12 protein-coding genes are annotated in these 15,874 nt (G+C 35.1%); all 12 read left to right on the top strand.

Annotated elements, in window-relative coordinates; all coding sequences use genetic code 11:
• Window positions 1–403: 403 nt before the first annotated feature.
• Window positions 404–1,966: a ribonuclease Y gene (gene rny, locus MHI39_RS15690; protein WP_173720077.1), complete on the top strand. Its 1,563-nt coding sequence runs from the start codon at window positions 404–406 to the stop codon at window positions 1,964–1,966.
• A gap of 364 nt (window positions 1,967–2,330) precedes the next feature.
• Window positions 2,331–3,131: a TIGR00282 family metallophosphoesterase gene (locus tag MHI39_RS15685; protein WP_058002724.1), complete on the top strand. Its 801-nt coding sequence runs from the start codon at window positions 2,331–2,333 to the stop codon at window positions 3,129–3,131.
• Between the two features lie 175 nt (window positions 3,132–3,306).
• Complete coding sequence (spoVS, locus tag MHI39_RS15680; RefSeq protein ID WP_058002725.1) at window positions 3,307–3,567, top strand: stage V sporulation protein SpoVS; 261 nt, start codon at window positions 3,307–3,309, stop codon at window positions 3,565–3,567.
• Between the two features lie 274 nt (window positions 3,568–3,841).
• Entirely contained in the window at window positions 3,842–5,386 is a 1,545-nt protein-coding gene (miaB, locus tag MHI39_RS15675; protein ID WP_058002726.1) for a tRNA (N6-isopentenyl adenosine(37)-C2)-methylthiotransferase MiaB, read from the top strand.
• A complete protein-coding gene (locus MHI39_RS15670; protein WP_058002727.1) occupies window positions 5,387–5,818 on the top strand; it encodes a RicAFT regulatory complex protein RicA family protein in 432 nt (143 codons plus the stop codon).
• A gap of 377 nt (window positions 5,819–6,195) precedes the next feature.
• Window positions 6,196–6,735, top strand: a complete 540-nt coding sequence (locus tag MHI39_RS15665) for an outer spore coat protein CotE (protein WP_058002728.1) — start codon at window positions 6,196–6,198, stop codon at window positions 6,733–6,735.
• 281 nt (window positions 6,736–7,016) lie between these two features.
• Complete coding sequence (gene mutS, locus MHI39_RS15660) at window positions 7,017–9,599, top strand: DNA mismatch repair protein MutS (RefSeq protein ID WP_342539679.1); 2,583 nt, start codon at window positions 7,017–7,019, stop codon at window positions 9,597–9,599.
• A gap of 12 nt (window positions 9,600–9,611) precedes the next feature.
• Entirely contained in the window at window positions 9,612–11,501 is a 1,890-nt protein-coding gene (gene mutL / locus MHI39_RS15655) for a DNA mismatch repair endonuclease MutL (RefSeq protein WP_071977853.1), read from the top strand.
• 434 nt (window positions 11,502–11,935) lie between these two features.
• Window positions 11,936–12,178, top strand: coding sequence for a hypothetical protein (locus MHI39_RS15650; protein ID WP_259545727.1), 243 nt, complete (start codon window positions 11,936–11,938; stop codon window positions 12,176–12,178).
• Window positions 12,179–13,073: 895 nt separating this feature from the next.
• Window positions 13,074–13,544: a heme-binding protein gene (locus tag MHI39_RS15645; RefSeq protein ID WP_071977851.1), complete on the top strand. Its 471-nt coding sequence runs from the start codon at window positions 13,074–13,076 to the stop codon at window positions 13,542–13,544.
• A 272-nt stretch (window positions 13,545–13,816) separates the two neighbouring features.
• Window positions 13,817–15,106, top strand: a complete 1,290-nt coding sequence (istA, locus tag MHI39_RS15640; RefSeq protein WP_259547020.1) for an IS21 family transposase — start codon at window positions 13,817–13,819, stop codon at window positions 15,104–15,106.
• Window positions 15,099–15,872, top strand: coding sequence for an IS21-like element helper ATPase IstB (istB, locus tag MHI39_RS15635; RefSeq protein WP_058006956.1), 774 nt, complete (start codon window positions 15,099–15,101; stop codon window positions 15,870–15,872). Before istA ends, istB begins: the two co-directional genes overlap by 8 nt.
• Window positions 15,873–15,874: the final 2 nt, after the last annotated feature.

Genomic DNA, 15,874 nt, shown 5'->3' with positions numbered 1-15,874 from the left:
GAAAAATATATAGCAAAGTCACTTCATTTATTGATGACTTTGCTTTTTCTATTGTTTAGGATGACTAGTTTCATTGAATTAATATAGTAGGTTTAGTGGCTCAACAATAGATTGACAAGAAATAATACATGCTCACAAAACAAATATAATGATTATTTCCCTCCTTTATAAAAAAAGCTCAGTTTAAATAAAGAACAAACAGTTGGACAACTTTACATAAAATGTTAATCACGTTGGATAAGTCCTTGACAATAAAATGACACAACTATAAAATTAATATGTATAATTTTATTTTTTTAAAATTTGATTTTTAAGCCCTAGCGCTGTATATTGAAACCTATGTAACAATGTAGCAGCCGACATGTTTGAGACATGATAAAAGTTCATAGCAAGGGGAGGTGAAATAATGGAATTATTAAGTGTAATCATCTCCATTTTGCTTGGCCTCGTCGGTGTAGTTGTTGGCTATCTTTTACGCAAATCCATAGCTGAAGCAAAAATAACAGGAGCAAAAAATGCAGCAGAGCAAATTTTAGAAGATGCAACTCGTGATGCTGAAAACTTGAAAAAAGAAGCCCTGTTAGAAGCGAAGGATGAAAATCATAAGCTTCGTACTGATATTGAACGTGAACTTCGTGAACGAAGAAATGAATTGCAAAAACAAGAAAATCGATTATTGCAAAAGGAGGAGAACCTCGATCGTAAGGATGAATCACTTGACAAGCGTGAAGCAACACTTGAAAAGAAAGAGGACTCTCTAAATTTCAGACAACAACATATTGAAGAGATGGAAAGCAAAGTGGATGAGATGGTACAGAAACAGAAGTCTGAATTAGAACGTATCTCTAGCCTTACCCGCGATGAAGCAAAAGCAATTATTATTCAAAAAGTTGAAAATGAGCTTTCACATGATTTAGGAATGATGATTAAAGAAAGCGAAAATCGTGCGAAAGAAGAAGCGGATAAAAAGGCGAAAAATATCCTTTCTCTTGCCATTCAGCGTTGTGCTGCAGAACATGTTGCTGAAACAACAGTTTCTGTAGTAAACCTACCGAATGATGAAATGAAAGGGCGAATTATCGGTCGTGAAGGACGGAATATTCGAACATTAGAAACGTTGACTGGTATCGACCTTATCATAGATGATACGCCAGAGGCGGTAATCCTTTCAGGTTTTGATCCTATTCGTAGAGAAACGGCTCGTATTGCATTAGAGAAGCTAGTTCAAGACGGACGCATCCATCCAGCACGAATTGAAGAAATGGTGGATAAAGCAAGAAGAGAAGTAGACGAACATATTCGTGAAATTGGTGAACAAACTACTTTTGAAGTGGATGTTCATGGACTTCATCCAGATTTAATTAAGATATTAGGTCGGATGAAATTCCGTACTAGCTATGGTCAAAATGTCCTGAAGCATTCAATTGAAGTTGCTCATCTCTCAGGGCTTCTAGCAGCCGAGCTAGGAGAAGACGCAAGATTAGCTCGTCGTGCAGGATTGCTTCATGATATTGGAAAAGCTGTCGATCATGAAGTAGAGGGAAGCCATGTAGAAATTGGTGTTGAATTAGCGACGAAATATAAGGAACATCCTGTTGTTATTAACAGTATTGCTTCTCACCATGGTGATACTGAGCCAACATCCATTATTTCTGTATTAGTTGCAGCAGCAGACGCGTTATCAGCTGCTAGACCTGGTGCACGAAGTGAAACACTAGAGAATTATATTCGAAGACTTGAAAAGCTTGAGGAAATCTCGGAATCCTATGAAGGTGTAGATAAATCATTTGCGATTCAAGCTGGTAGAGAAGTAAGGATCATGGTGAAACCAGAACAAATTAATGATCTTGAAGCACATCGCTTAGCGCGAGATATTCGTAAGCGAATCGAGGGTGAACTAGATTATCCAGGTCATATAAAAGTAACAGTAATACGTGAAACAAGGGCTGTTGAATATGCAAAATAAAGCGGTGTACTCTACACCGCTTTATTTTTGTTTTTGGCTATTTCTCAAACATTGTTGCTATTTAAGTAAAGTGTTAACTAATAACTATTGGATGAAGATCACTACACCTTTCATTTCACTGAGAAAAGTGCTGCAAACTCCATCAGAATCACTGAATCTTATAGGGTGTAAAAGCCGCAGTTGGTCTTTTATAAAAGCAAAAAAACCGCAATAAACTTACGAAAACAGCCTAGTTTTTATGCTAAGGGAATTTTAGGGCTTTGTTATAAATACAAATGTACTGCTATAATGTAAATGTAAACATCATAAATGATTGAGTTGTACAAATAAAATTGTACATCAACAGCTAGAAAGGGAAAAAATTATGAAGATTTTATTTGTTGGGGATGTTGTAGGTTCCCCAGGCCGTGAAATGATTACAGAGTACTTACCGAAATTAAAATCAAAATATCGTCCAGAGTTAACTATTGTGAATGGTGAAAATGCTGCCGGTGGAAGAGGAATTACTGAGAAAATATATAAGCAATTTCTTAATGATGGGGCAAATGCTGTGACATTAGGGAATCATTCATGGGACAACAAGGATGTATTTGAATTTATTGATGCAGCTAAATCAATTGTAAGACCTGGGAACTTCCCAAAAGGAACACCAGGTACAGGGTTAACTTTTGTAAAGTCAGGTGGGGTAGAGGCAGCTGTTATTAGTCTACAAGGAAGAACATTTCTTCCTGCTATCGATTGTCCATTCGAAACTGCAGAAGAGCTAATCAATCAAGCGAAAAATAAAACCAATATTATTTTTGTAGATTTTCACGCAGAAGCTACTAGTGAAAAACAAGCAATGGGCTGGTTTTTGGATGGGAAGGTGACTGCAGTCATTGGAACACATACCCATGTTCAAACAGCAGACAATCGTATTTTACCGAATGGAACAGCATATTTAACTGATGTTGGAATGACTGGTCCATATGATGGGATATTAGGAATGGAGCGGGGAGCTGTAATTAAAAGATTTTTAACTAGTCTTCCTGTTAGGTTTGAGGTACCGAAAGATGGAAGAAAGCAATTGAGTGCCTGTCTAATAGATGTGGATAACAAGACTGGAAAAGCAAGAAAAATAGATACTTTGCTTATAAATGATGACCATTTATTTATAGCTGAATAAAAAATAATCAAAAGTATAGCAAAGAGACAAAAAGAAAATAAAAATCCTCCTTTTTTTCGAACAAGCCGGAATACAAACGAATTTTAGTGAATATAGTAGCAATGGAATGATTATACCAGGATTGTTCACTTTCGAATGGACATTCGGTATTGGGAAAATACAAGGAGGAGAAGAAATGGAAATATTAAAAGTTTCAGCAAAGTCTAATCCTAATTCTGTAGCTGGTGCACTTGCCGGTGTTCTTCGTGAGAGAGGTGGAGCAGAGATTCAAGCTATCGGTGCGGGGGCATTGAACCAAGCGGTGAAGGCGGTAGCGATTGCCAGAGGATTTGTCGCACCTAGTGGTGTTGATTTAATTTGTATCCCAGCTTTCACTGATATTCTAATCGAGGGAGAAGAACGGACGGCAATCAAGCTAATTGTGGAGCCAAGATAATCGCATAAACTTTTAATTTGAGGGCTTAGGTAACTAGGCCCTTTTATTTTGTAATTTTTAAAATCGACTAATGGTCCCGGTCATTAATCCAAATTAGCAGGATGCGTATAAACCTTCTTTTTTTGACCTTTTTTCGACAATATGACAGCAGTATTGTGTTCAAATAGAAAAGGCTTTATACTAGAATAATGTGCATATAAATAATTATAATGGAAATGAAATGCAAGAATCTCATTAAATTATAGAATTTATTAATAAGAGAAAGGGGATCTCCATGAACGAAAAGCAACGCTTAGAGGGACAACAAATCAAAACAGCTACTCCTGCGGACAAAAAATCCGAAAAGGATTATAGCAAATACTTTCAATCTGTTTACATCCCACCGAATTTAAAAGAGGCAAAAAGACGTGGGAAAGAAGAAGTAAAATATGAAAAAGACTTTCATATTTCTGAAGAATTTAAAGGAATGGGCAACGGTAAAAAATTCTATATTCGTACTTATGGTTGCCAAATGAATGAGCATGATACAGAAGTTATGGCAGGTATATTTATGCAGCTAGGGTATGAGCCTACAGATTCTGTCGATGATGCCAATGTTATTCTACTTAATACTTGTGCTATACGTGAAAATGCTGAAAATAAAGTATTCGGTGAAATCGGTCATTTGAAACCGTTAAAGCTTGAAAAGCCTGATCTCTTAGTGGGTGTATGTGGATGTATGTCTCAGGAAGAATCAGTTGTAAATAAGATTCTTGAAAAGCACCATCATGTAGACATGATTTTTGGTACCCACAATATCCATCGTTTACCACAAATTTTAAAAGAAGCTTATATGTCTAAGGCAATGGTTGTTGAAGTTTGGTCCAAGGAAGGCGATGTCATCGAAAATCTTCCTAAAGTTCGAAAGGGCCAAATTAAAGCATGGGTTAATATTATGTACGGCTGTGATAAATTCTGTACATACTGTATTGTCCCTTATACTCGTGGGAAAGAACGTAGTCGACGCCCAGAGGATATCATTCAAGAAGTACGTCATTTAGCTGCACAGGGGTATAAAGAGATTACACTCTTGGGACAAAATGTTAATGCGTACGGAAAAGATTTTGAGGATATCAATTATGGTCTTGGTGATTTAATGGATGAACTTCATAAAATCGACATTCCAAGAATCCGTTTTACAACGAGCCATCCGCGCGATTTCGATGACCGTTTAATTGAAGTGTTAGCGAAAAAAGGGAACTTAGTTGAGCATATTCATTTACCAGTTCAATCTGGATCAAGTGCGATGCTAAAAATAATGGCTCGAAAATATACAAGAGAACGTTATTTGGAGCTTGTTGGAAAAATTAAAAAGGCGATCCCAGATGTGGCATTATCAACAGATATTATTGTTGGATTTCCTAATGAAACAGAAGAACAATTTGAAGAAACGATGTCATTATATCGTGAAGTTGGCTTTGAAATGGCCTATACATTCATTTATTCACCAAGAGAAGGAACACCTGCTGCCAAAATGAAGGATAATGTTCCAATGGAAGTTAAAAAGGAACGACTTCAACGACTAAATGCATTAGTAAACGAAATGTCTCGTGCAGCATTAGAAAAGTATAAAGGTCAAGTAGTCGAAGTACTAGTTGAAGGTGAAAGTAAAAATAATCCTGATGTTTTAGCTGGATATACAAGAAAGAATAAATTGGTTAACTTTATTGGACCAAAATCAGCTATTGGAAAACTAGTAAATGTAAAAATCACAGATGCTAAAACTTGGTCTTTAAATGGGGAAATGATTGAAGAATTAGAAGTGGTAGAGGTGAAATAAATGAAACGATATACAAAAGATGAAATTGTTGAACGTGCAAAAGAAATTGCAAAAATGATTAGTGAAACAGAAGAGGTAGACTTTTTCAAGAGGGCTGAAGCTCAAATTAACGAAAACCAAAAGGTTCGTGAAATGATTGCAAGTATTAAAAGCTTACAAAAACAAGCAGTAAACTTCCAACACTATGGAAAGTCAGAAGCTCTAAAAATGGTAGAAGCCAAGCTTGAAAAGATTGAAAATGAATTAGATGAAATCCCAATTGTTCAAGAATTTAAACAATCACAAGAAGATGTAAACGACTTATTACAAATCGTTGCCGCAACAATATCAAATACAGTAACAGACGAAATAATCACCTCAACAGGAGGAGACTTATTATCCGGAGAAACTGGGTCAAAAATAAAAAATAGTACGCCAGGAAGCTGCGATTAAAAAAGGGGTCAGACCCCATACAATCAATCCGTATAGAGATAGCTTTTTCTATACTAATTATTGTGTGGTGGGGTCAGACCCCCTTTTATACGTTATAATATTTGAAAATTATAAATAGCCTTCGAGATGGAATCTGTCTTATTTTGTCAATCCCTTTATTATTTGCTACTTATGCGCCTAGAACATAAACAAGGCATTTACATATAATGAAATAACCTATAAACAGTATTAGTAATGACTCTACTTTACATCTTCTCACCTAGTTGTATATCGAAAACTATGCAACTATGATTCACCAGAACAACTGAAAATATTCGCACCATAGATGAATGCCATGCATAGGATGAAATGAAAATAAATGAGGAGGTTTCGCTCGAATGGCAGAATACAGAGAAATAATAACAAAAGCAGTCGTAGCGAAAGGACGTAAATTTACACAGTCCAATCATACGATATGCCCACCGCATCATCCATCGAGCATATTAGGTTGCTGGATTATAAATCATAAGTATGAAGCGAAGAAGACAGATAAAAAGGTTGAAGTGTTCGGTTCATACGATATAAATGTCTGGTATTCCCACAGTGATAATACAAAAACATCTGTTGTCACAGAAAAAGTGGATTATCGCGATATTGTGAAGCTAAATTATCGTGACCCTGATTTTCTTGATGATAGGGAAGTTGTAGCAAGAGCCTTACAGCAACCTAATTGTATCGAAGCAGTAATTTCCCCAAATGGAAATAAAGTGATAGTCAATGTTGAAAGAGAATTCCTTGTTGAGGTTATTGGAGAAACAAAGGTTTGTGTTGCTATTCATCCTGATGGCTGTGATTGTGAAGATGAATGGGAAGACGAATTAGATGAAGAATTTGAAGAATTAAATCCGGACTTTTTAGTTGGAGCTGAAGAGGAGTAGGTTTATATACCTTATGGGATTTGAAAAGTAGGCTAGGAGAAATTCTCCTAGTTTTTTCTTTGTTCCAGAAACTATTTTAGTCAGTTCCTTTGATCATTTTATTTTCATTACATACAAAAATTAGGGTAATATGTTTGTCAGACGGCTAAGGTACATGACATTTGCATCATTCTTATTTATCTAAGGATGATTTTCCAACATACTTCCATGCTGAAATTTGCGAGATTATGTTATAATATGAGAATCAAATAGATAGATGCACGGAAAGGGTTTTGTCGATAATGAGTCAATATACGCCGATGATTCAACAATATTTACAAGTAAAGGCAGATTATCAGGATGCCTTTTTATTTTTTCGATTAGGTGATTTCTATGAAATGTTTTTCGATGATGCGGTTAAGGCATCCCAGGAGCTAGAAATTACACTAACAAGTCGTGATGGTGGCAGTAGTGAACGTATTCCTATGTGTGGGGTGCCATATCACGCAGCTAGCAATTATATTGATATTTTAATAGAAAAAGGCTTTAAAGTAGCAATTTGTGAGCAGGTGGAAGATCCCAAGAAAACAAAAGGGATGGTAAAACGAGAAGTAGTTCAATTGATAACACCTGGAACGAAAATGGATGGAAAAGGTTTAGTTGAAAAGGAGAACAACTATATTGCTTCTATTTCTGATTTCGAAGGTTCATTCGGTATTGCCTATACCGATCTATCCACGGGTGAAAATCATGTGTCCTTAATAACTAGTAGCTTTGATCTAGTACTTAATGAAATGGCAACTATTGGGGCAAAAGAGATTGTTGTACATTCACAGTTCAAAGGCGACTATCAAAAGCAATTAATTGAACGGATCAATGCAACGATTTCTATCGAGGATGATCTAACTGAAAAAATGGATTATCAAAATCTACTTTCAGACATTTCAAATCAAGAAATGAGAATATCGATTATTCGTTTACTTAATTATTTATTCCGTACTCAGAAAAGAAGCTTAGATCATCTTCAGCCTGTATCTGAAGTTGAGATTAATCAATTTATGAAAATCGATTATTTCTCAAAACGTAACTTAGAAATAACAGAAACGATTCGGTCTAAGGGGAAAAAAGGTTCATTGCTTTGGTTATTAGATGAAACGATGACAGCGATGGGCGGTAGATTGTTAAAGCAATGGTTAGATCGACCATTAATTGATCAAAAGGAAATTGAACGAAGACAGCAATTGGTCGAAACATTGATTGAACGCTTTTTTGAGCGCCAGGATTTAAGAGAGAAATTAAAAGAAGTGTACGACTTAGAAAGATTAGCAGGTCGGGTGGCTTTTGGAAATGTGAATGCACGTGATTTAATTCAATTGAAATATTCCTTGCAACAGATTCCTATCATTCGTCAAATTCTCGCTCAAATGAATATTGAAAATGGCAAGATTGTTGAGAGTTTGGATCCTTGTGAAGAATTAACGGATCTTTTAGAAAGGGCGATTATTGATAATCCTCCACTATCCATTAAAGAAGGTGGAATCATACAGGATGGGTATCATCAAGAGCTCGATCAATATCGTGATGCAAGCAGAAACGGTAAAAATTGGTTAGCTGCACTGGAACAAGAGGAAAGAGTGAAGACAGGAATTAAATCCTTGAAAATTGGCTATAATCGTGTATTTGGATACTATATAGAGGTAACAAAGTCTAATTTACACCTATTAGAAGATGGACGATATGAAAGAAAACAAACATTAGCCAATGCAGAACGATTTATTACTCCGGAATTGAAGGAAAAAGAAACGTTAATTTTACAAGCAGAGGAAAAAAGTGTAGAACTTGAATATGATTTATTTGTGCAAGTTCGGGAGTTTGTCAAAGAGTTTATTCCACGACTACAAAATCTAGCCAAAGCAGTAAGTGAAATTGATTGTCTTCAATGTTTTGCTACAATTAGTGAAGCGCGACACTATGTAAAGCCTAAATTTAACCATGAAAGAAAGATTGTCATCAAAGAAGGACGTCATCCAGTTGTTGAAAAAGTCATGAATGCACAGGAATATGTTCCAAATGATTGTTTAATGGATTCAGATCGTGAATTATTATTAATAACCGGTCCAAATATGTCAGGTAAAAGTACATATATGAGACAAATTGCTTTGACTTCCATTCTTGCACAAATCGGATGCTATGTACCAGCAAGTGAAGCCATCTTACCAATATTTGATCAAGTCTTCACGCGAATTGGGGCAGCAGATGATTTGATCTCGGGACAAAGTACATTTATGGTTGAAATGTTAGAGGCTAAAAATGCGATTACTAATGCAACAAAGGACAGTCTTATTTTATTCGATGAAATTGGTCGTGGAACATCTACCTATGATGGGATGGCACTTGCACAGGCAATCATTGAATATATTCATTCGCGTATTGGTGCAAAAACATTATTTTCGACACATTACCATGAATTAACGATTTTGGATGAATCTCTAAAACAGTTGAAGAATGTTCATGTAAGTGCGATAGAACAAAATGGGAATGTAGTCTTTTTACACAAGATAAAAGAAGGGCCAGCTGATAAAAGTTATGGTATTCATGTCGCTCAATTAGCGGAATTACCAGCTGAATTAATTAAGCGTGCAAATGAAATTTTAAGTCAATTAGAGAATCAAGATTCTCAGGAAACATCTACCCTGATTAAGCAAAAAAATCAGTCTTCAGAGCAATTGTCCTTTTTCGAGGTGCCAGAGTCTAAGCCAAAACAAGATGTATCCTCAAAAGAGAAAAAAATTGTTGACGAGTTAAAAAATATAAATCTATTAGAAATGAATCCATTACAAGCAATGAATACTCTTTATGAGTTGCAAAAAAAATTAAAGGGTTAGGAGGTGCTCCCTTTGGGGAAAATCATTCAATTAGATGATGTCCTATCCAATAAAATCGCTGCAGGAGAAGTGGTAGAAAGACCGGCATCTGTTGTTAAGGAGCTTGTTGAAAATGCAATTGATGCAAAGAGCTCAGTCATTGAAATAGAAATAGAAGAGGCAGGATTAAGCAAAATTCGAATAATCGATAATGGATCAGGGATTGATGAGGAAGACGTTCCTCTCGCTTTTGAGCGTCATGCAACAAGTAAAATAAAAGATGAAAATGATCTATTTCGAATCAAGACACTAGGATTTAGAGGAGAAGCACTTCCAAGTATTGCTTCAGTTTCTCATTTGGAAATGGTGACGGCTACAGACAATCATCCAGGTTCAAAGATTGTCATTGACGGTGGAAGAGTAACAACACGAGAAAAAGCACCAAGTCGCCGTGGAACAGATATTACCATTTCGGATTTATTCTATAATACACCTGCTCGCTTAAAATATATGAAAACCATTCATACTGAGCTAGGTAATATTACAGATGTTGTCAATCGTTTGGCATTAGCACATCCGGAGGTCTCTATTAGGCTTCGTCATAATGAACGAATGTTGCTACAAACGAACGGGAACGGAGATGTACGTCAAGTACTTGCGGCAATATATGGGGTAAATATTGCAAGGAATATGATCCCCATCAAAGCTAGTTCATTAGATTTTCAATTAGAAGGTTATATTTCTATGCCTGAAATTACAAGAGCGTCAAGAAACTATATATCTACAATGATTAATGGGCGCTTTATCAAAAATTATTCACTTGTAAAGGCTATTCAAGAAGGATATCATACATTACTGCCAATTGGACGCTTTCCCATAGTGCTACTCTCAATTCAGATGGATCCGATATTAGTAGACGTGAACGTTCATCCAGCTAAGCTTGAAGTCAGACTTAGCAAAGAACAGGAATTAAATCAACTAGTATCTGAAACGATAAAAGCAGCCTTTAAGAAAAAGGAGCTAATTCCTAGTGGATTTGCTCCTGTAAAAAAACAAAAGATACAAGCTGAACAAACGATCATGCAATTGGATCATTTACCAGAAAAAATAGTGAATCGGCCTGAAACGGTAAAATCAGAACGACCTCCAACGTATCAAACGAATGAGTTACCTATTGATGAAGTGAAAGAAATCGTTGAATCAAATAAACCGGAATTTAACAATGAGAAGTCCATTCTTACTGAAGAACCAGTATTTCCGGAAGTGATTGAAGAAAAAATTGAGGATTATGATGAGCTTTATGAATTTCCAGTCGATCAGGATATTTCACCAGATTCTCCAAGGGTACCACCCCTATATCCTATTGGACAAATGCATGGAACGTATATATTTGCTCAAAATGATAAGGGATTATATATAATTGATCAGCATGCAGCACAGGAGAGAATTAAGTACGAATATTTCCGAGAAAAGGTAGGTCGAGTAGAAAAGGAACTTCAGGATTTACTAGTTCCTCTTACATTCGAATATTCAACAGATGAAACGATAAAAATTCAAGAGAACCTCCATGAACTTGAGAAAGTTGGTGTTTTCTTAGAACCGTTTGGACATAATAGTTTCATTATTCGTTCCCATCCTGTTTGGTTTCCTAAAGGAGATGAGCAGGAGATTATTGAGGATATGATTGAACAGCTCTTGTCAATGAAAAAAGTTGATATTAAAAAGCTTCGGGAAGAAGCAGCAATTATGATGAGCTGTAAAGGTTCGATTAAAGCCAACCATCATTTGCGAAATGATGAAATTCAGGCTTTACTCGATTCTTTAAGGCTATCGTCTGACCCATTTACCTGTCCTCATGGTCGACCAATCATTATTCATTATTCCGTTTATGAAATGGAAAAAATGTTTAAACGGGTCATGTAATTTCTAGTAAGGTCAAACCGTTGATAAATATATAGGTTTGAGCTTGCTTTTTTATATGATTTGACCACAACCATATTTAATGCTTGTCTTGAGTTGTCTTAAGTGCATTAGAAAAATTTTCTGCTGATTCTGTTTGTAAGTCTTTAATTCTTTGATCACATTATCCGTAATCGAAATATATCCTTCCCCACTTACCGTTTTAGGTATTTATAAAACCAAGCCATCTCCAGGAATATAATATGGGGAATGTACTACATAGAATGTTTTCCTTTCGATGTAAATATCCTTCCATTTAAGGCTCAAAATTTCTCCCCGCCCCATTCCAGTATATATACCAAATAATGGAATATAAAAAAGGAGTGAAGAATACCGGATATTGGCGAAAGAACTGCTAGGAAGGTAAGGGAGTTTTTTAAGCAGTTTGGTGAAACAAAATGCTGTGGGTAGGTACATATGGATTGAAAATGCGTTATGCTTCTGTTGCCGGTACAAATAGTACTGCATTATCAAATGTGGATGCATCATTCGAGGTTACAAATTCCAAGGCCGAAAAAGTTGGATATGATATAAACGCTGTGGGGCATTATAAATTGTCTAGTTATGTGAATTATGGGTATATAGATATTAGAAGCACTATTAAGTTAGCAATATGGGACAAAGCCAATAAAACAGTTTAATGTACACCAATCATATTCAAGACTAATTAAGATAGATGAATGGAGTTTGTGAAATTATGAGTGTTGCTGTTTCACCTTTCTATTTAATTTTTGGGATTCTAAAAATAATCTTAGTGGTAGGAGCAATTCCGGCAATTATTTATGGATTGTACTTACTACGAAAAATTGCAAAAAAATGATTATATAATTTAATAAAAGAATTAAGTTATCTAGCTTGGATTAAGCCCTTTTTAAGAGAGGCTTATTTTTTTATATTATTAAAGGAGCTGTCTATTATTTATAGAAGTAGTTAATAAGTCGTGTGAAAAGGAGGATTTATATTAATGAATATTGAAAGAGCAATCAAGGAAATAGCAGAATTAACACAGTTTGTTCATTTAGCAGAAAATTATATTGATGACATCTTTGAGAAGATGATTATTAAAGAATATACTTAACAGGAAGCGCAAAAAAACTGCTGAGAAGATGAATAAATTGGGTCATGAAATGGATCCGAGTGATGTAACGACTATTATTAAGAAAAGATCTAAAAATGACGAACTATATAGAGTCGTCCGAAAGTTTTATAGGTAATAACAAAAAACACCTTAGTAGTGTCCCAAAATACGTCTTCTAAGGCGTTTTTTAGAGGTGAAAAATCCTCCTAAAATATGGTTATTGAACTTAAAAATTTAATATTTAGAAAATATTAATATGAGTAAAATAGTCCTTCTAGTAAAGAAAGAGGCTAATTTTAATTGGTATTAATTAAAAATCCATTCTTTAATGTGATTACTATTACAAAGTTCTTCTTAAATTATCTATTTCCATATTTCATGCATTAATCTGATTAAATTACACCACTTTTGTATCATTTTCATACATTATAAATACTAATAAGAGGAGAGTGAATATCTTGCTTTGGTTAACATCAGAAGTAACAAAACAATTATTGGCAGTAGCAGAAGAAAAATCCAAACAAATGAGTCTTTCAAGTAATATCGCAATTGTTGACAACGGAGGAAACTTAATTGCTTTTCATCGAATGGAACATGCTCGAATTGCAGGAATTGATATTTCTATAAATAAGGCTTGGACTAGTGTAAGTATGCAACAACCCACAGCAAATTTAACACAAGCTGCACAACCAGGAGGTCCGTCTTTTGGAATCAACACAACCAACAATGGAAGGATTGTCATTTTAGGGGGAGGTATCCCATTAGTGAGTAATGGAACAATTGTTGGAGGTATTGGTGTAAGTGGTGGGACTAGTACTCAAGACACTGAGATTGCTAATGCAGTGGTTCGAGCTTTTGAGAAAATGAATAAAAAGTCAAGAAATTCAGTAATTCATACTAGATTTGGATATACACCATATTACATTTGATAGGTCATCCTTTCTCTCAAACGATAAGGGCTTATTAGATTTCATGTATATTTCCAACTCCTTAATTTACCACTTCATATTTTTTTTATTTTATTAGAATTGGATTTGGATTTTTAAAACGCATAAAGAAATTAAAAACCCTCCTCATTGAGAAGGGCTTTTTAGTATTTGTTTTACTATTATAAATGATACCCTAATCATGTACAGAAACGATTGTCTAAAAATGTACAATTTCGTCGATAATCTTGCATAATATTCTTGAGGTGAATATTGTGCATTTACAATTAAGTATTAATACAGATATTGAAATTAGTAGTCTTTTAGATTTGCCGAAATTAAAAATGTTGATGGAGAATTTAAAAATGAAAATTAATAAGAGTAGCCTGGCTCGGGATATGGGGGTTGATCGGCGTACGATTGATAAATATCTTTCGGGCTATGTACCCAAAACTTCCCGGAAATGCACATCAAAAATTGATGAATATTACGGGACCATTTCGCTGTTATTATCAGAGGATTCTAAACAAGTATTTTATTACAAAAGAGTACTATGGCAGTACTTAAAAGATAATCATGGGTTAAAGTGCGCTGCATCTACCTTTAGAGCTTATATATCATCTAAACCAGAATTTCAAAAGTATTTTGATTCTGGGAAGCCAAAGGGAACACACAGCGAAGTTATTCGCTTCGAAACACCGCCTGCTGAACAAGCACAATTAGATTGGAAAGAAAATATCCGATATATTACAAAAGATGGGGAAATCATCTATGTGAATATTGCCGTGTTGTTACTTGCATATTCAAGATTTAGAACATATTATTTATCCCTTTCAAAATCCCAAAGCGTCTTATTATCTTTCCTGACGGAAAGTTTTGAAGCGCTTGGGGGAGTTCCTAAAACGATTGTGACTGATAATATGAAAACTGTCATGGACGAGCCTCGAACCAAATACACGAAAGGAAAAGTAAATGTACGTTTTGATCAATTCGCACAGGATATGGGATTTAAAGTCAAACCCTGTATTGCCGGAAGACCCAATACAAAAGCCAAGATAGAAGCCCCAATGAAGATACTAGACGAGATACATGCTTATCAAGGAAAGTTTGACTACGAAGAGCTTCATCAATTTGTTCAAAAACTGTGCAATCGAATCAATCATAGCTACCATCAGGGAACAGGGAAAATACCTGTATTGGCATTAAAAAAAGAAAAAGATCTCTTATCCCCACTACCAAATGAAAGAATAAGAGACCACTATAAAATCGATCATACACTCGTTAAAGTAAATACTTCCAATATGATCACCTACAAATCCAATCAGTATTCAGTTCCAGCTGGATACATAGGAAAAACCGTAGGTTTACAAGTATATGATAATCATATCTTTGTTTATTATAACACGGATTTAATTGTCGAACATACCATTAGCCCGTTGAAAATCAATTACAAACAAGAACACTACATAGAAACATTGGCTAGGGGACTGACTTCTTCGACGAATATTGAAGAACTGGCAAAGAAAAATCTAGAGGCAATTAATGAGGTGTATAAAAATGAATAGTAGTTATGCAAAACTTGTACAAAATCTTGAATACTTAAAGTTAAAGCAGATGATCAATCATCTTGATGAAACAATTGATTTCATGACCATAAATCAACTTCCATTTGTAGATACATTAGTCAAACTCACTGATTACGAAATTGATATGAAGGAAATAAACATGGTGAGATCTATGGTAAAGGTTGGGGCATTTCCTCACATGAAAGAAGTAAAGGACTTTGATTTCAATTTTCAACCTTCCATAAATAAGCAACAGATATTAGATTTTACGACATTGCGATTTATTGAGTTAAAAGAAAACATCATTTTTCTTGGCCCAAGTGGGGTCGGGAAAACCCATTTAGCTACCTCAATTGGTATCGCTGCCGCTAAGAAAAGAACCAGTACGTATTTTATTAAATGTAATGATTTGATCATGAACTTGAAAAGGGCAAAACTAGAAAATCGGTTAGAAAATAGATTAAAGCATTATGCCAAATATAAGCTGCTTATTATCGATGAAATTGGATATCTTCCAATTGACGCGGAAGATGCAAAACTGTTTTTTCAGCTAATTGACATGAGATACGAAAAGAAAAGCACCATCCTAACTACAAATGCCAACTTTAAAATATGGGGAGAAATTTTCCAGGATCCCAAAATAGCCAATGCCATTTTAGATCGAGTCCTCCATCACGCAACTGTAGTCAATATAATAGGAGACTCATATCGTCTTAAAAATCATTTTGATAAAGAAAATGAACGAATGACTGAGAAAGGAGATTAATG

This window comes from Heyndrickxia sp. FSL K6-6286, assembly GCF_038630395.1.
Lineage (GTDB): Bacteria > Bacillota > Bacilli > Bacillales > Bacillaceae_C > Heyndrickxia > Heyndrickxia oleronia.
The sequence above is the reverse complement of the archived record's forward strand: the minus strand, read 5'-3'. Positions and strand labels throughout refer to the sequence as shown.

Excerpts from the sequence above, each read along its gene's own strand:
- MHI39_RS15685 (WP_058002724.1), top strand. The coding sequence starts at position 2,331 with ATGAAGATTTTATTTGTTGGGGATGTTGTAGGTTCCCCAGGCCGTGAA.
- spoVS (WP_058002725.1), top strand. The coding sequence starts at position 3,307 with ATGGAAATATTAAAAGTTTCAGCAAAGTCTAATCCTAATTCTGTAGCT.
- miaB (WP_058002726.1), top strand. The coding sequence starts at position 3,842 with ATGAACGAAAAGCAACGCTTAGAGGGACAACAAATCAAAACAGCTACT.
- MHI39_RS15670 (WP_058002727.1), top strand. The coding sequence starts at position 5,387 with ATGAAACGATATACAAAAGATGAAATTGTTGAACGTGCAAAAGAAATT.
- MHI39_RS15665 (WP_058002728.1), top strand. The coding sequence starts at position 6,196 with ATGGCAGAATACAGAGAAATAATAACAAAAGCAGTCGTAGCGAAAGGA.
- mutS (WP_342539679.1), top strand. The coding sequence starts at position 7,017 with ATGAGTCAATATACGCCGATGATTCAACAATATTTACAAGTAAAGGCA.
- MHI39_RS15650 (WP_259545727.1), top strand. The coding sequence starts at position 11,936 with ATGCTGTGGGTAGGTACATATGGATTGAAAATGCGTTATGCTTCTGTT.
- istB (WP_058006956.1), top strand. The coding sequence starts at position 15,099 with ATGAATAGTAGTTATGCAAAACTTGTACAAAATCTTGAATACTTAAAG.